The sequence below is a fragment of the Marinisporobacter balticus genome (assembly GCF_004345705.1).
Lineage (GTDB): Bacteria > Bacillota > Clostridia > Peptostreptococcales > Thermotaleaceae > Marinisporobacter > Marinisporobacter balticus.
Map to the genome: position 1 here is coordinate 71,126 of NZ_SLWV01000005.1, position 18,158 is coordinate 89,283.

Here is an 18,158-nt window from a genome sequence, read left to right on the forward strand (position 1 = left end):
AATAATAATATATTAAATAAGTCTATACGAATTCTATACTTTTCTGAATTGATCGAGGATTTATAATATAAAAATGAATATTATTCGATTTTAATAGAAAAAGATACGATTGCTCCACCGCTTTCTATATTACCAATTTCCAAATTGCTATTATAAACACCAAGGAGCCGATTGGCAATTGCCAGTCCCATGCCAGAATGACCTCTTGCTTTGTCTGTACTATAGAAAATGTCGGTAGCATATTTTATTGCTTCAGGACTAAATCCATCCCCATCATCTTCAATTATAAAAATTAACACATTATTATGTAAATTTATTTTGATTTTTATCTTGCTTTTCGCAAACCGTATAGCATTTTCTATAATTTTATCTAGCATTAGCTGAGATAAAACAGGGTCGAATTTACATACTTCTTCGGTATTGCTTTCCACTTCAAATTTTTTATTAAACGCTGTTTCCCATATCTTGCTTTGGCTGATTAGATTCTCTTTAAATTTCAATAAATTAACAGAAGTAATTTTTACTTCCCACTGATCAATATCTTTAAAATTTTTCAATGCTTCTGAATACAACTCAATTCTTTTAATCGCATCATCGGATAAAGTAAGAGATTTTTTGATATTTCCTTTTTGATTCTCATTGTCAAGCAAACATCGGATTACGTCATTATTTCCTTTTAAGATTGTTAGTGGTGTGCGTAAATCATGTGAAAAAGCTCGTAATAGTAAATTTTGTTTTTCTTCTGCATTCCATAATTTTTGAAATGTATTCTGAAGATCCTCACGCATGCGTTCAAAGGAATTGCATAGAAGTCCTAATTCATCTTTTCTACTACTCTCTAGCTTAAAATTAAGATCCTGATTTGAGATCTTTTCCATACCATATTGCAATAAATCAAACTGCTTTTTTAGCTTAACCCTATAAAATCTTAATGCTACAAGTAGAATGCTGAGACCAAAGATTACAATGGGCATAACAGATTTAACAATCTTTAACAGTTGAAATAATTTCGGATCAGTTATAGAAGAAATACCTTCATATGTATTTCCATCATTAAAAAGAGTAACAAGCATATTTCCTTGTAAAATGAGCGCATCCGGTTTGGGATTAAGTAGATTTATCATAGTCGAGTCAATCCATCTAGAAATACCAAGATAAATACCTTCTGCCACTAGTAAACCAATCCCAAAATATAATATTAAACTAATAATAATAGAATGACGTTTTATTTTTTCCATCGATATCCTATCCCCCAGATTGTCTCGATACATTCTGCTTCTACCCTTTCAAATTTCTTGCGAATTCTTTTAATATGTTCTGTCACTGCGACGTCAGCATCACCTTCAGCATTATAGCCCCAGACATGTTCATAAATTCGTTCTTTTGAAAACGCCTGACCTTTGTTCGTAGAAAGCAATTCAACGATATCAAACTCTTTTTTTGTAAGATTGATAACTTCATCGCTATAACCCGCTTGTTTTGCCATATAATCGATCCACAACTTCCCATAATATTTAATTGTTGTATTTGATATTTGCCGCTTTTCCCTGCGCAAATGCGCTTCTACACGCGCATAAAGTTCGGCTATAAAAAATGGTTTTAATATGTAATCATCGCCTCCTACGGCTAGTCCTCTGATTCTGTCTTGCTCCTCTACCTTTGCAGATAGAAACAGGATTGGACATGCTACCTTATTTCGAATTAATTGACATAATTCAATGCCATCAATATCAGGCATCATAATATCCAGTAAAATAATATCAGGTTCATAACATAGCTTCTGTAATGCTTCTATCCCGCAGCTTGCCTCAAAAACCTCATATCCTTTATCAATAAAGTATAATTTTATAAAGTTCAATATTCCTAGTTCATCATCAACGACTAATATTTTATTCATATACTCACCATTATTCAATATGTACTTATTGCCTTTCTTTATTCTAGCATTTATTCTTCAATTCTATTACTTGTATTTCGGATATATAACTTATTATGATCGTTTTGTCTCCTTTATAGGAAACAAATCCCTGTTTACATAAAAAAGTCTAACGTAATATACGGTGAATTTTGCAATTAATATGAGAATAATAACATAAAGTAATAATTAAGGCAAATTAAGGAACATTTTATTTAGAAAATAGAATAAGCCTCCATAACGATGGATAAAAGATATCAGAGATTGGTCATAGTCAAAACTACCCCTGGCATAGCCGGAAGTTTGGCGATTTTGATTTACTAGCATATTCGCTTAATATTATATAAACCATACAAAAATAAAAAAATCCATGGATTTTTGTTGACATTTGTCGACTTTTCATGTAATATATATAACTGTAGTCAACAAAAACGACCCATTAGCTCAGTTGGTAGAGCACTTGACTTTTAATCAAGGTGTCCCGCGTTCGAGCCGCGGATGGGTCACCATATTTGCTGGTGTGGCTCAACGGTAGAGCAGCTGACTTGTAATCAGCAGGTTGGGGGTTCGATTCCCTTCGCCAGCTCCATTAGAAAAGAGAGGTGTAAGACAAGGATTCTTATGCTTCTTTTTTATTTTTTGAAACCTATCTCATGCTCTTATCTTGTTATGTTACATGATCAATTTTTGATGTTTTCTATTCGTATCTAACGTTCATAAAATCATTGACAGATCTTAAATATTTTTGTAGTATATAATTGTGACAATATACAATATTTGCTAGTGTGGCTCAACGGTAGAGCAGCTGAATCGTAATCAGCAGGTTGGGGGTTCGATTCCCTTCACTAGCTCCAAAAACAAAAAAATCTTGCTTTTGCAAGATTTTTTTTATTTTTGGATTTTGCAGTAAAATTTCTATGTATTTTCAAGATCAGACCTAAGAAAAAGTAAATGCTAGAATATAAAAATAAAATTTATATCACATTTATATATAGATTAACATAAATTGAAGTGATGGTTGCAATAAGTATTTTATACAATATAATAGCAGAAAATAATTTAAGGGATAATAAAAAAATAATTAGAATACCCAGCTAGATTAGGGTACTTATTTTTAGATTATCCCTAACTCAAAGGGGGAAATTATATGAGATTAAAAAACAAGGTAGCGATTGTTACAGGCGGAGGAAGCGGTATAGGGGAAGCTACTTGTTTAAGATTTGCACAAGAAGGTGCTAGCGTAGTTGTAGTAGATAAAAACGGATCTGATGCAAATACAGTTGTAAGCAAAATTAAAGCAGCAGCTGGAGAAGCTACAGGGAAAGATGTTGATGTTACAAATAGGGAACAAGTAGATCAAATGATACATGATATAGTAAGTAAATATGGAAGAATAGATATCTTGATAAACAACGCAGGGATTACGGCAGATGCTAAATTAGAAAAAATGACTGAAGAACAATGGAATAAGGTAATAAATGTGAATCTAAAAGGGGTATTTAATTGTGGGCAAGGGGTTGCTAAAATAATGAAGCAGCAGGGATCCGGTGTACTATTAAATAGTTCTTCTGTTGTAGGGATTTATGGAAATTTTGGTCAAACAAACTACGCTGCTTCAAAGTGGGGTGTCATTGGCATGACCAAAACATGGGCGAAAGAGTTAGGACGCTATAATATAAGGGTAAATGCAGTAGCTCCAGGTTTCACCCTAACACCCATGGTCCAAAAAATGCCTGAAAAGGTACTAACCATGATCCGAGAAAAATCTCCATTAAAAAAATTAGCCCAGCCAATTGATATCGCCAATGCTTTTTTATTTCTTGCATCAGATGAAGCAAACTTTATTACTGGAACTGTATTGAGTGTCGATGGCGGGGTTGTGCTATAACATATTATTGCGTTTATTATGGAATTTAAACTGAACCTCTTAAAATATAGGTTCAGTTTATTTCTATATTGGATAAAATTTTACTATTATTTTTTAAAATTTTATGCATAACCATATACTTTTGTTCATAGTATGGTCTTGTAGCTGAATTCGTTTATAAAAAAAACAACAAAAGTATTTATTAGAAAGGAGAGGAATTATGCAAGATATGCCTTATGAACAAATATGTATAGGGGACAAAGCGAGTTTTTCTAAGGTTATAGAAGAAGGTCATCTTGCAAGCTTTGCAGATATCACAGGAGATTTCAATCCCATCCATCTTGATTCTGACTTTGCTGCTAGAACTAGATTTAAAAAAAGGATTGTCCATGGAATGCTCACAAACTCACTAATTTCCGCTGTTTTAGGGACGAAATTGCCTGGGATGAATACCCTTTATTTATCTCAAAATTCAAAGTTTGTGGCACCCGCCTTTATAGGGGATGAATTAACCGCAACTGTAGAAGTAAAAGAAAAAAAAGATGAAAAAAAACTCATCATTTTAAAAACAGTTGTTACAAATCAATTGGGAAATGAAATTTCAATTGGCGAAGCGATTGTTAAAAAAATGGATGCTTAATTAAAACTTAATGATATAAGGGGGATTTTTTATGTGTACACAACAATCCGACAGCAATTTTATGGATCAGTATTTTGAATTTCAAAAAAACATGCTTCATACGTGGCAAAAAAGTTTTATGCCAAATAGGGAGGAAAAAAATACTGATCCTATAACCGAAAAGAATCCAATGGACTTTTTTAATCAGTGGACAAATGCAAGTTATGATGCTTTTTCAAAAAATATAAATTTTATGAAAGAAAATACTGCTTCACACGGTATGCTTGGTGCCTTAGAAACATATCAAAACCTTTACAAATTTTGGAATAACTTGATTTTAGAAAATGATAAAGCCCCATTAGATAAGTTTTATAGTCATTGGCAAAAAGAATATACAAAAATGCTATCTAATCATTTTATGAACTTTTTACCCGATTCTGTCCAAAACTTACTAAAAGATCCTATCGATACCTATCAAATGTATTTGAATACGAGTAAAAATTTTTATACGCCATGGCTAAATAACTTTAGCGCATCCCAATCCTTGCTTGGAAAAAGTTTTACGGGAGATCAAGATGCTTTCCTTGATTATGTAAAACTTTATAGAAAGAATTATGAAAAGACATTTGGTAAGTTTTTTGATATTCCTGCACTAGGGCTTGGGAAAGAACATTTTGAAAATGAGATGAATCGTGCAGATGCCTTTATAAGCTATACGAATACAGTAAATGAGTTTTTTGTAACCATTTATAAAGTAGGAACGGAAACCATGGAACATATCATGAAAGAATATCAAAGTATGCTAACAAAAGGTACACACCCGAAAACTTTCAAAGAATTCTATGAATATTGGTGGCAAGAAAATGAAGCAGCCTATACAAATCTTTTTAAAACAGATGATTTTTCTAAACTACTGAGCCAAGTTGTCGATGCAGGACTTATTTTAAAACAGAATACAGATAAATTTTTTGAGGAACAATTGGATTTTTTACCCTTTCCAAAAATGAGTGATATGAAGAGCCTCTATAAAACAGTCTATGACTTAAAGAAAGAAATTAAAAACTTAAACAAAGAAATGAAAAATCTTGCTAAAAATAACAATACCAATGAAATGGGATTATAGGAGGGATTAACATATGTATTCGCCTTTTGGAATAGATATAGAAAAATCAATTGAAGATTGCTTAGATCTTCAAAAAAAGTTTATGAAAGGAATGGAAAATTTCTTAGATACAAAAGATACTGATTCTGATTCAGACACAACACCCAAAGAACTTGTATACCAAGAAGACAAAATGAAGCTCTACCATTACAAGCCATTGGTTAAAAATCCATGTAAAGTGCCTACATTAATTGTTTATGCATTAGTAAACCGTCAATATATGATGGATATTCAACAAGATCGTAGCGTGATAAAGAATTTGCTTCAATTAGGATTAGATGTGTATATTATAGACTGGGGATATCCAACACAAGAAGATATGTATCTTACAATGGATGATTATATCAATGAGTACATTAATAATGCAGTAGATCATATTCGTGAGTCTGAAAAAGTTGATAAACTCAATGTTTTAGGTGTTTGCCAAGGCGGTACTTTTTCTACCATCTATTCATCCATTTATCCAGAAAAAGTTAAAAATCTCGTTACAATGGTTACGCCAATTGACTTTGATGTAACAGAAGGATTATTATTCAAATGGGGAAAACACTTGAATATAGATAATATGGTAGACACCTATGGTGTTTTACCTGGTGCTTTAATGAATTCTGGGTATTTAATGTTAAAGCCTTTTCAATTAATGTTAGATAAATACGTAAATCTTTTTGAAAATATCGATCAACGTGAATTGGTTCAAAATTTCATGAAAATGGAAAAGTGGGTATTTGATAGTCCCGGTCAGGCAGGAGAGACCCTTAGACAATTTGTGAAAGACTTATATCAAGAAAATAAACTTGTAAAAGGGACCCTACAAGTTGGAGATAAAAAAGTCAATTTGAAAAATATCAATATGCCTGTATTAAATATTTATGCAGAATATGACCACTTGGTTAGTCCTGCTTCTAGTAAAGCATTAAATGATTTGATCTCAAGCAAAGATAAAGAGCTGTGTTCTTTCCCTGTAGGTCATATTGGTATGTATGTAAGTAGTAAATCGCAAAAACAAATGAGTCCTAAATTAGCCAAGTGGTTAATCGATCGATCAAACTAGAAAAATCATTTCAAAACACAACATTTAAAAAACCTTGCTTTTGCAAGGTTTTTTCTTTTATATAAAAATTTCTGGCGCTCTTCGCTGCGCACAATCGATTTCTAATTCATGTTTATGTCTTAGATAATTGACATCATCATAATACTTTGCATGGGTAGGACATTTTTTAATACAGGCCCCACATTTAATACAAATGCCATTTAATCTAGATACATCCCTTTCATCAATAGAACCCATAGGACAGACCTTTACACAAAGTTTACAATCCATACAATTGCGATTTGTCTTTGGCGTAACCTTTCTAATATCCGTAGGATTACCCGCTCTATCTTTAGGCATATAATGTTTCCTATAAGGTTGATTCCCCTTCACAGCTATACTTTGTATTTCGTCTTGCGTTGTTAATTTTGTATAGATTCGATTGGCAAAATCGCTTACGATCGCCATATCTTTTTCATCCGGTCTGTTTTTAGCAAGTATTTTAGAAAATGAATGTTCTCCTATAAATGCACCCCCTGCAATTACTTTAAAACCATTTAATTCAAGAAGATCTTTTAGTTCTATTAAAGCATCATCATAGCTTCTGTTCCCATAGACAACTACAGGAATTGCGAATGCACCATTGCCCACAATCGTGTTTAGATATTTTAGTAATACATTGGGAACCCTTCCTGCGTAAACTGGGACCCCTATGATTACAACATCTTCTTTTGTAAAAGAGACAGGTTCTTTTCTAGCTTCTGGTAATGTAAAATCAATATTATTTGTAGTTATTTCATCGTCCATATTCTCTGAAATTTTCTTCGCTATTTCAGATACAATCTTTTTTGTTGTATCTGTAGCACTAAAGTATATACTATTTATTTTTTTATCCATAACTAAGCCCCCTATGGTATATTCTATTATTAATTTCAATATGTTTTTAATGTTTATTACTCATTTATTATACTGCTGTTTGCACTTAAATCATACAAATTATTCCACGATCTACTACTTTGGGGACATCTAAACCAAATGGTAACTTCATCAAAGAAGTTGTCCTTCCTTTTTAAATTTTATCATTTTCTAAAGAATAAAAAAAGATATGAGCCATTGCTCATATCTTTTTCTTTATTTAAAAATCTTTTCTCTTACAATCGTTTGGCTTCTCTTTGGTCCAACAGATACGATTTTGATTGGTGCGCCTACCAATTCTTCAATTCTTGTTAAATACTTCTTTGCATTCTCTGGTAATGCTTCGTACGTTGTGCAATTTGTTATATCTTCTGTCCATCCAGGGAGTGTTTCATATATAGGTTCACATTTTGCTAATTTTTCAAGACTTGCTGGGAAGTGTTCGATCACTTGCTCCTCTAATTTATACCCTGTACAAATTTTTAATTCTTCAAGTCCTGTTAATACATCTAATAGCATGATAGATATGGCTGTGATCCCATTAATACGGGCAGCATATTTTACCATTACTCCGTCAAACCATCCACATCTTCTTGGTCTACCTGTTACAGTTCCAAACTCATTTCCAGCTACTCTGATTTTATCCCCTATTTCATTATCTTGTTCTGTAACAAAAGGTCCTTTTCCAACTCTTGTTGTATAGGCTTTTACTACCCCTACTACTTCTTCAATCATGTTTGGTCCAATTCCTGCCCCAACAGCAAATCCACCTGAAATAGGATGTGAGCTCGTTACATAAGGATATGTTCCTAAATCAATATCAAGTAATGTTCCTTGAGCACCTTCAAATAATACTTTTTTTCCTTTTTTGATTTCATCATAAACAATTACAGTGGTATCATCTACATATTTTCTAATTTTTTCTGCATAATCTAAATAAGTAGCAACAACTTCTTCTTTGTCTAACTTTTCTCCACCATAAATCTTCTCAATGATTTCATTTTTTCTATCAATTTGCTTAGAGATTTTTTCAACAAATATTTCCTTATCCATCAAATCGCAAATTCTAATCCCTGATCGCTCTACTTTATCCATATAGCAAGGACCGATTCCATTTTTTGTTGTACCGATCATCTCTCCCCCACGCGCAGTTTCTGCTAATGTATCAATAATCTTATGGTATGGAAAGATCACATGGGTTCTATCACTAATTTTTATATTATCTGTGCAAATTCCTTTTGCTTGTAGTGTTTCAACTTCCTTTAAAAAACCTCCTGGATCAAATACGACACCATTACCAATTACATTAATGGTCTCAGGATATAAAATCCCTGATGGAATTAAACGTAGTGCATACTTTTTATCTCCAACAACAACCGTATGCCCTGCATTGTTTCCTCCTTGACCTCTTACGACTACATCTGATTCACCTGCTAAATAATCTATGATTTTTCCTTTGCCCTCGTCTCCCCATTGGGCTCCAACAACTACAACTGTTGACATGAAAGCCACCTACCTTTGAAAATTTATTTAAAAAATATTATTTTTTACGAACATATACACCTTATAGTACCAGAACCACTTTTATAAGTCAATAAAATACGAATATTTATGTCCATTCTTTCTTTTTTATTCGTGGGAAACATTTATATCTAAAACAATAAAACACCCTTCATAATCGAAAGGTGTAAATTAGTCATTGAAAAATGAAAGTTCTATTTTTCTTTGCTTTCAAAATACTCATTTAAATCTTTAAGTAATAATTCTGGATCCATACCATGCACTACTGAAACATCTGCAATACTTTCCATTGAAGATGCGGGACATCCTAGACAAGTTAATCCATGTCTCATAAAAATTGGGGCTACCCCTCTATCCATTTGTAATACATCTGCTATAATCATGTCTTTTGTTATTTTTGCCATGTTTTCATCCTCCTTCTTCATTTTTAACAACTCTTTTAACATTATACCACTTTTTATGAAAAAACAAACATTTATCATCACAGAACTTTTTAAAATTTATTACGCCTACACGAAATTATTTAGCAGATACAAATAGTTTTGTAGGCACATGGTTTATTTTTTTATAAAATTCATCTTTTTTAACAATCATATGAATATAATCTGTTTTTCTTATTTCATCTGTAATAGTAAACATTCCTTTTAAATGATTATATAAAGGATTATAAAATATTTCTGCATATTGATCCTCAAATTCATCTAGACTTTCCTTTATTGCTATAAACCCACAACGCGTATAGCAGCGAATTGCCCTTTTGTTATACTTTGCTGTTCTCAGTAGAATGGATTTCATTTTAAGTTTGTTAAAATAATAATCTAAAAATAAAAGAATTGCCTCTGTACCATATCCCTGATTCATATGTTTTGCATCCAGAACAATCCCTAATTCGCTTTCTCGTTTGATCCATCTTATATTTCTGATGCAAATATATCCTACCACTTCACTTTTATCATTTTCTATTGCAAAACATTTTTTCCTGAATTTTTTTGTTTTTATTTTAAACCATTCATCCCTTTGTCCATGATTTAATTTTGGAAAATCATAGTGAAAATATAAAGGGTCTTCATGCATAGACCAACACTGCATTTTATCCACATCTTCCCGAATCAATTTTCTTATACTAACTTTTTCTCCCCTTATATTCATACCCGCCACCCCTGTGAACATTTACTCATAAAATAGCCTATTCATCCAATTTAAATTTTTATAATCTATCGTCATTATAACTTATATCTAATGATTTTTATGCATTACATACCAAAAAGATGTATAAAAAAATCAACTTTGGAAAATTATCAAAGTTGATTTTTAAAATTTTCTACCATTCATTAATAATTTCTAATGCATCCAACCCTTTATCCATCATATCTTGTAAATCAATTTGGTCCGCTACGGCTCTTTTTAGCTTTACCATCTTTTTAGTATCACCTGCTAGTACACCACCCACTAGTTTTCCCTTTTCAGTAAATAATTTATGAAATACTTCTTTATTTTTGAAAGCAATCGTTTCCTTCTCTTTATCGATTACACCCATAGAAAATAAAGAAAATCCACCAATCGATAACAATGTGGCAGGCTGTACAGGCTTATAACTGGTTTTGTTTCCTACCATATTCATTCCCGCTACTTTCCCTTGATCCATGGCTACAGACCAAAGTCCCATAGCGCCATCACTTATTTGTGCAATATCTCCTGCTGCATAAATATTTGGAATAGATGTTTCCATCGCCTCATCTACTAAAATCCCTTTATCTACTTTTATTTTTGTATCATTTGCAATATTTATATTTGGTCGTATCCCGGTAGAGAACAAAATCATCTCACCATTAATAATGCGTCCATCTTTTATGCCTACACCTGTCGCCTTAGTATTTCCAATAATCTCCTGCGTTGCCGCACCTATATGAATATTTAATCCCTTTTCCTCTAGCTTTTCTTTTACAAAGGTCGCTAATTCTTCATCCAATTGCCGTGGTAATAAATAAGGTGAAAATTCAATAACATGTACATTAAGACCTCTCTCTTTTAGTGCCCATGCAGCTTCCATTCCTAATAAGCCCCCACCTATAATGGCTACTTCGATGCAATCTTTAAGATAATCTTGAATCTTCATAAGGTCTTTTAAGCTTCTAAGGGCATATACTCCTGCCTTTTCTTTCCCTTTAACTGGTGGTACAAAAGCACTACTGCCATTCGCAATGAGTAATTTATCATATGGCACTTCTTTATCATCCACTAATACCACATGCATATTTTCTGCATCAATTCTTTTTACTTTTTTCCCTAATATTAATTCAATCTCTCTTTCTTTATACCAATTTTCATCATGAATAAATAATTCTTTCGGCTCAAAATCTTTACTAATATAATGAGATAACTTTACTCTATAATAAGTAAGGTAATTTTCTTGACTAATTATTTTCACAATAGCTGTTTCATCTGCTTTTCTAATTTCTGCTGCTGCTGTTAGTCCTGCAATCCCATTTCCAATGATGACATATATGTTTTCTTTTTTTTCCATGTTATTACCCCACTAATTCATCCAGTAGACTTTTAAATTTATGCAAATGCTTCATTTCTTCTTTAATCAGTCTATCTAATACTTTTCGTGTCATCTCTAGTTTTGTATTTTTTGATACCGCTTCATAAAAAAGAATCGCATCCTTCTCAGCTTGAAGCCCTATGAGGAGTGCATCCTTCACACTATGGGTTTGGTCAATTTTATGATTTGTTAATCCATTTGTATTAAAAACAGCAGTCTCACTAATCGCTCTTAAATACGCTGATGTTGTCTCATCATATAAATATTCTTCTAAATCTTTTCCTGCTAATTTCTCTGCAACCTGATCATAGATCCTTTGAAAAGTCTTTACATGATCCATTTCTTCTGCTGCTAAATATTCAAACATTTTTTTTATATCTTCATCATTAAATTTTTCAGCAGCTTTTTTATAAAATGTATATCCCGCTTCTTCCGTTCCTTTGGCAATCTTTAATATCTCTAATTCACTAAAATTATTAATGTGCATGATTGATTCCTCCTCTAATAATATCTACTAACTATTCTTATAGATTCTAATGCTTACAAATCATTCATACCCCAAAAATAATTCTTTTAAACCTTATTCTTCTCTATATTTATCAAGATTTGCAAATTTTGTAAATGGTCCTAACCATGCTAACTCTACTGTTCCCGTTGCACCATTACGCTGTTTTGCAATAATCAGCTCCCCAATATTCTTCTTTTCACTATCTGGATGATAATAGTCATCTCTATATAAAAACATAACAATATCTGCATCCTGCTCAATGGCGCCAGATTCTCTTAAATCTGATAAAATAGGCCTATGATCCGCTCTTTGCTCTGGTGCACGAGATAACTGAGATAGAGCAATTACAGGACAATCCATTTCCCTAGCTAATCCTTTTAGCGATCGAGAAATATGCGATATTTCTTGCTGCCTACTTTCTGTTTTGCCATCTCCAGACATTAACTGCAAATAATCTATTAATATTAGATCTAGTCCCTGCTCCATTTTCAATCTTCTACACTTGGCCTTCATTTCCATAACCGTAATTCCAGGTGTGTCATCAATAAAAATTTTGGCCTGTCCTAAAGGTCCCATTGCCTTTGCGAGTCTAGGCCATTCATCTTCATTTAGTGTTCCATTTCTTATCTTTTGTATTTCTATAAGAGATTCGGAGCTTAACATACGCTGTACAAGCTGATCCTTTGACATCTCAAGACTAAATATGGCAACAGATGCATCTGACTGAATCGCTGCATTTTGGGCTACATTTATTGAAAAAGCAGTCTTTCCCATACTCGGTCTTGCAGCAACCAAAATCAAATCGGATTTTTGAAGACCTGACGTTTTCATATCTATATCTGCAAACCCTGTAGTCAGCCCTGTAATACCACCTTCACTTTGATACAATTCTTCTATCTTATCAAAACTTTCTAATAATACTTCTTTAATTTTTGAAAATCCTTCTTGAGATTTTTTTTGAGAAATATCAAAAATATTTTTTTCTGCCATATCTAAAATATAATTTACTTCTTCTTCTGCTTGATAGCCTTTGTCCAATATTTCTGAAGAAGCTTTTATGAGTCTTCTTAATATAGATTTTTCTTCAACAATCTTCGCATAATATTTTACATTTGTAGTAGTGGGTACAGCAGAAGAAAGACTCGTTAAATAACTAATACCCCCTATGGCTTCTAATGTCTGTCTTTGGGTCAATTCTTCTGAAAGGGTTACAAGATCTACTGGCTCATCTCTATTATACAGTTCTAATATAGCATCATAAATCTCTCTATGGGCTTCTTTGTAAAAATCTTCTCCACGAATCAGTTCCCCAGACATTATAATAGCATCTTTGTCAAGAATCATAGATCCTAGCACAGATTGTTCTGCATCTATATTATGGGGCGGGATTCTTCCTAAATATTCCATTTCATCACCTTTCCTAACGTATTATAAAGACCAGCATTTTTCTCTGCTGGTCTTGAAATTTTTGTTTTATATTTATGCTTCCAAAACTTCTACTTTCATTTTCCCTGTCACTTCTGGATAAACTTTTATCTCAACAAATAGTGCACCTAATGTTTTTATGGACGTATCTAATTGAATTTTTCTCTTATCTATTTTGATTTTATGTTGTTTCGCTAGTCCCTCTGCAATATCTTTAGAAGTAATAGATCCAAATAATTTTCCGCCTTCTCCAGCTTTTCCTTTTAATTTAACCGTCAAATTAGAAAGTTTCTCAGCTAGTGCTTTCGCTTCTTCTAATTCTTCGTGTTTTTTCTTTTCTTGTGCTGATTTTTGCTTTTCTAACACCTTCATACTCCCCGTTGTAGCTTCTTTTGCGAGTCCCCTTGGTATTAAAAAATTTCTTGCATGACCATCACTAGCATTCACAACGGCACCTTTTGTTCCTAAACCTTTTACATCTTTTAATAAAATTACCTTCATAATTCTTCACCTTCCTCAAAATATTCGTCAATTGCTTTTTCTAGCACAGATGTAGCTTCTTCTATAGTGTGATTTTTCAATTGCGTTCCTGCCACTGTTAGGTGCCCACCACCACCTAATTTTTCCAAGATCACTTGTACATTTATATCTCCTAAAGACCTTCCACTAATGATGATCTCATCATTGTCACGTATTCCCAAAACAAAAGATGCAGTAATCCCTCTAATATTTAAAAGTTCATCAGCTGCTTGGGCTGCAACTAAAGAAGTATTTTCAATTCCTTTCGAACAAACAGATAATGCAATGTTATTTCCAATTTCTTGTGCATTTTTCACAACATCTGCAATCGCCACAAATGTATGCAAATCATCTTGAAATAGTTGCCTTACATTGGTTGTGTCTGCGCCTGCTCTTCTTAACCAAGAAGCCGCTTCAAAAGTTCTCACACCTGTTTTAAATGAAAAGTTTTTTGTATCTACAGTAATCCCAGCCAAAAGTGCCTCTGCTTCAATCTTTTCAATATTGATTTTATCATACATATATTGAAGGATTTCAGAAACCAATTCACATGCAGATGAAGCATAAGGTTCTAAATAGGTCAAAACTGCATTCTCAATAAATTCTGCACCTCTTCTATGATGATCAATCAACACAATGCGATCGGCTTTATCAAGTGCCTGTGGACATTGTGTAAATCCTGGCCGATGTGTATCTACTACCACTACGAGTGTATCTTTACTTACTCTATTTAAGAATTCTTCACTGGTAATAAACTTATATTCCTCATATTCTTTAATTCTATCATATAAATTTCTAATCGATTCATTTACACTATTTAACACAATATATGCATCTTTTCCTCTATTTTTTGCAGCCCTATATACCCCTAAAGCTGCCCCTAAACTATCCATATCTGGAAATTTATGCCCCATGATCACAACGTCTTTAGATTGATCGATTAATTGTCTTAGTGCATGCGCAATCACTCTTGCTCTTACCTTATTTCTTTTTTCAACGGCTTTTGTCTTTCCGCCATAGAAGTTCAGATCGCGAATTTTTTTAACAACCGCTTGATCTCCGCCTCTGCCCAAAGCTAAATCCATAGCTGCTCTTGCATACGCATCTAATTGGGCTGGATTTTTTCCATTTACCCCAACCCCTATACTAAGCGTTATAGGAATTTGATTTCCTACTTGAATTTCTCTTATTTCATCTAAAATGGTAAATTTCTTCGTCTCTAAAATTTCCAAATTCTGGTTTTCTAAAAATATAATATATTTGTCCTTTTGATATTTTTGTATCAATGCATTCATATTTGCACTCCAAAGCCCTATACATCTGTCTATTTCTGCTATGACCAAAGGTTTATTTGCTTCTTCTGTATTTTTTAGTACATCATCATAGTTATCCACTTGTACAAACATAATAACAGGCTTTTCTTCATTATACTTCACTTTGAGGTTATTAAAATTGGTAATATCTATAAAGTACAGCATGATAATATATCTTTCATCCATTTCTGTATGTGTTTTCACAATATTATGCACAACTTTATAATGCGTATTATCAATCGTTACCTCTACTACCATGTTTTCTTTATCTTGTAGAATCCCATCTAATTGCAAACCTGGAATCAAATCTTCAATATTCATTTCTAGAAGATCTTTTGTATCAAGCATCTCTGAAAACTTTGAATTATACCAACTAATACTTCCGTCAAACTCAATTACTGACAAAGAAATGGGCAATTCTAATACTGCATGTCTTGTAACAGAATCAATATCAGATGATAAATTTTCAATATACTTTGTCCACATTTCTTTTCTATCATGCTGTGCTTTCCAATTATAATATACAAAATACACCATCACAAAAATACCTATACTTCCTATAATCAAATTATAGTATGCAATAATCATTACCAATAAGGTCATGATCCCTAAATGTATTTTTGTATCGGGTATTAATAATTTGCTTAACCTTTTATTTTTCATATTCGGCACTCCTAAAAAATTAGTTCTCCGTTTTCAATTTTCTCAAATTAATCATTGCATCGATAAATCCTATTACCGCCATAATAAACATCCCACTGCCATTAAATACGAACAATGTATAAATAAGTATTCTAAGTAGTGTGTTCATCCGAAAAACATAAAGAAAATGGCTAATCACAGCAAACCCTTGTAAGAAATAGACTAATTGAACGATTAAAAATATATTTAATACAAGGCTTTGATAATTTGCAAATCCAAAATATTGGGTAACTGTAGTAAGAATCATAATTAAAATCGTTCCCATAATGATATTCTTTGGTAACCGCAACCGTCTTAAAGGCGGTAATGGTTCTATTTTTTTGTCTATTTTCTTTAATATACCCATGGCAAACCTATAATTCATATAAGCAAAAAATGTTGAAACAATAATAATTTCTGCTGGAATAGACATGATCACTAACTCCACACCAGACACTATTGTTTTCTTTAATAGTTCTAGTTTATATGGTTCTATTCCTATTGTTTCATACATCTTTATTTGCATATTCATAGATTGTGCAAATGTTTCACTCATTTGTTCAATCACATCTACGCCAAACGTTTTTGACGCCGACCCGATGGCTAAAAGAATGCTTATCAAAGATGTCAGTGTGCCTGCTCCTAACACTTTTTGTGCCGAATATCCTTTGTTCATCATATAAACGATCACAATAGCAGTCATTCCAAATACACCTACAAAAAACATTGAATAAATCCCTAAAACGCCTCCTGTGATCACTCCCCAAGCAACAACAGATAAAATAGCAAAACCTGTTCCATACCGTTTTCCCAATATGATAAAAGAAGTAGGGATAAAAAGTATAAACAATGTTAGCACAGGTATATATACACCAACGATTGTAAAAATACTCATTAAAACGACCACCAATACGGCTTCAACTATTGCTCGTTTTTTTTCCTGCATATCCAAGTAATATCACTCCTATTTCCTATTTCCATCTAAATATTGCTTTAACTCTGATAAATCTCCATGCCAATCCTCTATCTTATGTTTCTCCAAAATCCCTAATTTAATTTTATCATCTATCTTCATATCGATCCTCGAAAATGGAATCCCTAATCTTTTTCCAAGAACATATGTCACTAAAATAATATTTGCAAGTACATCTACCAAAACATCTTGAGATCCATTCACCCCTCTTAGTAAAGATTCATATAGTGATGCAATGGTCATCAGTAACTCACTTTTTAACCATTCAATGGTTTTAATATTTCTAGTTATATCTATATTATGATCCCCTGGAGTCATCTCTATCTCATCCCCCTTTATATATATTATAGCAGATTAACTTGTATTGTATATACTGCAATTATAAAATTCGCATTATGCTATCGCATATGCTCATTTCGCCAACGAAATTTCAAAGAAGCCTCTTTGAAATTTCCGTTGCTCAAAATTCCTGATAAGCAAAAAAGAGAAGTGATTGCTCACTCCTCTTTTTATTATTCCGCTGTATATGGTAATAATGCAACAATTCTTGATCTCTTGATCGCTGTTGTCAATGCTCTTTGATGTGTTGCACACGTACCTGAAATTCTTCTTGGAAGTATTTTACCTCTTTCAGTAACATATTTGCCAAGCGTTCTAATATCTTTGTAATCTATTTTTTTAGATTTATCCGCACAGAAAGTACACACTTTTTTCTTGCGTCCACGTCTTTTTGGTTTCATTTTCATTCCCCTCCTTTTTTTTAGAATGGAATATCGTCATCGTCATCAATGGCTTGGAACCCATCTGTGTCTACTGGAGATGGATTAAATCCCCCACCTTGATCATTTCTACTCTGTTTCGTATCTAGAAATTGTACCGTAAATGCTACGATTTCTGTATTATAATGTTTTACGCCATCTTTTTCATAGTTATTATTTCGAATACTTCCTTGTACCGCAACAAGACTTCCCTTTGTTAAGAAGTTAGCGCAGTTTTCAGCTGGTTTATTCCATACAACTATTCTAAAAAAATCCGTCTGTTTCTCTGGACCAAATCCTCGATCTACTGCTATACTAAAGGTGGCAACTGCTTTTCCGCTTCCTGCTGCAAAACGAAGTTCCGGATCTCTCGTTAGTCTTCCGATTAATATTACCTGATTCATCAA

Annotated in this window: 19 protein-coding genes and 3 tRNA genes; 7 read left to right on the forward strand and 15 right to left on the reverse strand. The window is 32.7% G+C overall.

Annotated elements, in window-relative coordinates:
- Positions 1 to 80: 80 nt before the first annotated feature.
- Both EV214_RS05650 and EV214_RS05655 read right to left on the reverse strand, forming a co-directional pair.
- Positions 81 to 1,238 (reverse strand): HAMP domain-containing sensor histidine kinase, encoded by a 1,158-nt coding sequence (locus EV214_RS05650; protein WP_165916256.1) that lies wholly within the window; start codon positions 1,236 to 1,238, stop codon positions 81 to 83.
- A complete protein-coding gene (locus EV214_RS05655) occupies positions 1,226 to 1,897 on the reverse strand; it encodes a response regulator transcription factor (RefSeq protein ID WP_132243603.1) in 672 nt (223 codons plus the stop codon). Before EV214_RS05655 ends, EV214_RS05650 begins: the two co-directional genes overlap by 13 nt.
- Positions 1,898 to 2,348: 451 nt before the next feature.
- On the opposite strand from EV214_RS05655, the gene EV214_RS05660 reads away from it, so the two are divergent.
- The 7 genes from EV214_RS05660 (at position 2,349) to phaC (ending at position 6,614) form a co-directional block, all read left to right on the forward strand.
- A tRNA-Lys gene (locus tag EV214_RS05660) sits at positions 2,349 to 2,424 on the forward strand.
- 5 nt (positions 2,425 to 2,429) lie between these two features.
- Positions 2,430 to 2,504, forward strand: a tRNA-Thr gene (locus EV214_RS05665).
- 190 nt (positions 2,505 to 2,694) lie between these two features.
- Positions 2,695 to 2,769, forward strand: a tRNA-Thr gene (locus EV214_RS05670).
- Positions 2,770 to 3,062: 293 nt separating this feature from the next.
- Entirely contained in the window at positions 3,063 to 3,803 is a 741-nt protein-coding gene (locus tag EV214_RS05675) for a beta-ketoacyl-ACP reductase (protein ID WP_132243605.1), read from the forward strand.
- A gap of 199 nt (positions 3,804 to 4,002) precedes the next feature.
- Positions 4,003 to 4,422 (forward strand): MaoC family dehydratase, encoded by a 420-nt coding sequence (locus tag EV214_RS05680; RefSeq protein WP_207669632.1) that lies wholly within the window; start codon positions 4,003 to 4,005, stop codon positions 4,420 to 4,422.
- 31 nt (positions 4,423 to 4,453) lie between these two features.
- Positions 4,454 to 5,524, forward strand: coding sequence for a poly(R)-hydroxyalkanoic acid synthase subunit PhaE (locus tag EV214_RS05685; RefSeq protein WP_132243609.1), 1,071 nt, complete (start codon positions 4,454 to 4,456; stop codon positions 5,522 to 5,524).
- Positions 5,525 to 5,537: 13 nt separating this feature from the next.
- Positions 5,538 to 6,614 (forward strand): class III poly(R)-hydroxyalkanoic acid synthase subunit PhaC, encoded by a 1,077-nt coding sequence (phaC, locus tag EV214_RS05690; RefSeq protein ID WP_132243611.1) that lies wholly within the window; start codon positions 5,538 to 5,540, stop codon positions 6,612 to 6,614.
- Between the two features lie 57 nt (positions 6,615 to 6,671).
- On the opposite strand, the gene EV214_RS05695 is transcribed toward phaC, so the two are convergent.
- The 13 genes from EV214_RS05695 to EV214_RS05755 all read right to left on the reverse strand — a co-directional run bounded on the left by EV214_RS05695 (position 6,672) and on the right by EV214_RS05755 (position 18,155).
- Positions 6,672 to 7,490: an EFR1 family ferrodoxin gene (locus EV214_RS05695; RefSeq protein WP_132243613.1), complete on the reverse strand. Its 819-nt coding sequence runs from the start codon at positions 7,488 to 7,490 to the stop codon at positions 6,672 to 6,674.
- Between the two features lie 234 nt (positions 7,491 to 7,724).
- Positions 7,725 to 9,011 (reverse strand): adenylosuccinate synthase, encoded by a 1,287-nt coding sequence (locus EV214_RS05700; RefSeq protein WP_132243615.1) that lies wholly within the window; start codon positions 9,009 to 9,011, stop codon positions 7,725 to 7,727.
- A 212-nt stretch (positions 9,012 to 9,223) separates the two neighbouring features.
- Positions 9,224 to 9,433: a DUF1858 domain-containing protein gene (locus EV214_RS05705; protein ID WP_132243617.1), complete on the reverse strand. Its 210-nt coding sequence runs from the start codon at positions 9,431 to 9,433 to the stop codon at positions 9,224 to 9,226.
- Positions 9,434 to 9,548: 115 nt separating this feature from the next.
- Entirely contained in the window at positions 9,549 to 10,178 is a 630-nt protein-coding gene (locus EV214_RS05710; RefSeq protein ID WP_165916257.1) for a GNAT family N-acetyltransferase, read from the reverse strand.
- A gap of 172 nt (positions 10,179 to 10,350) precedes the next feature.
- Entirely contained in the window at positions 10,351 to 11,553 is a 1,203-nt protein-coding gene (locus tag EV214_RS05715) for an NAD(P)/FAD-dependent oxidoreductase (protein WP_132243621.1), read from the reverse strand.
- A gap of 4 nt (positions 11,554 to 11,557) precedes the next feature.
- Positions 11,558 to 12,061 carry a ferritin family protein gene (locus EV214_RS05720; protein ID WP_132243623.1) on the reverse strand — a complete coding sequence of 168 codons (504 nt, stop codon included), beginning with the start codon at positions 12,059 to 12,061 and terminating at the stop codon, positions 11,558 to 11,560.
- Between the two features lie 93 nt (positions 12,062 to 12,154).
- Positions 12,155 to 13,489 (reverse strand): replicative DNA helicase, encoded by a 1,335-nt coding sequence (gene dnaB, locus EV214_RS05725; protein WP_132243625.1) that lies wholly within the window; start codon positions 13,487 to 13,489, stop codon positions 12,155 to 12,157.
- 72 nt (positions 13,490 to 13,561) lie between these two features.
- Positions 13,562 to 14,008, reverse strand: coding sequence for a 50S ribosomal protein L9 (rplI, locus tag EV214_RS05730; protein ID WP_132243627.1), 447 nt, complete (start codon positions 14,006 to 14,008; stop codon positions 13,562 to 13,564).
- Positions 14,005 to 16,002, reverse strand: a complete 1,998-nt coding sequence (locus EV214_RS05735; protein ID WP_132243629.1) for a DHH family phosphoesterase — start codon at positions 16,000 to 16,002, stop codon at positions 14,005 to 14,007. The genes rplI and EV214_RS05735 overlap by 4 nt, the downstream gene beginning before the upstream one ends.
- Positions 16,003 to 16,021: 19 nt before the next feature.
- On the reverse strand, positions 16,022 to 16,966 hold the full coding sequence (locus EV214_RS05740; RefSeq protein WP_243116571.1) for a DUF2232 domain-containing protein: 945 nt from the start codon (positions 16,964 to 16,966) through the stop codon (positions 16,022 to 16,024).
- An 18-nt stretch (positions 16,967 to 16,984) separates the two neighbouring features.
- Positions 16,985 to 17,311, reverse strand: a complete 327-nt coding sequence (locus tag EV214_RS05745; protein WP_132243633.1) for a MazG-like family protein — start codon at positions 17,309 to 17,311, stop codon at positions 16,985 to 16,987.
- 194 nt (positions 17,312 to 17,505) lie between these two features.
- Positions 17,506 to 17,733 (reverse strand): 30S ribosomal protein S18, encoded by a 228-nt coding sequence (gene rpsR / locus EV214_RS05750; RefSeq protein WP_132243635.1) that lies wholly within the window; start codon positions 17,731 to 17,733, stop codon positions 17,506 to 17,508.
- A gap of 20 nt (positions 17,734 to 17,753) precedes the next feature.
- Positions 17,754 to 18,155, reverse strand: coding sequence for a single-stranded DNA-binding protein (locus EV214_RS05755; RefSeq protein WP_132243637.1), 402 nt, complete (start codon positions 18,153 to 18,155; stop codon positions 17,754 to 17,756).
- Positions 18,156 to 18,158: the final 3 nt, after the last annotated feature.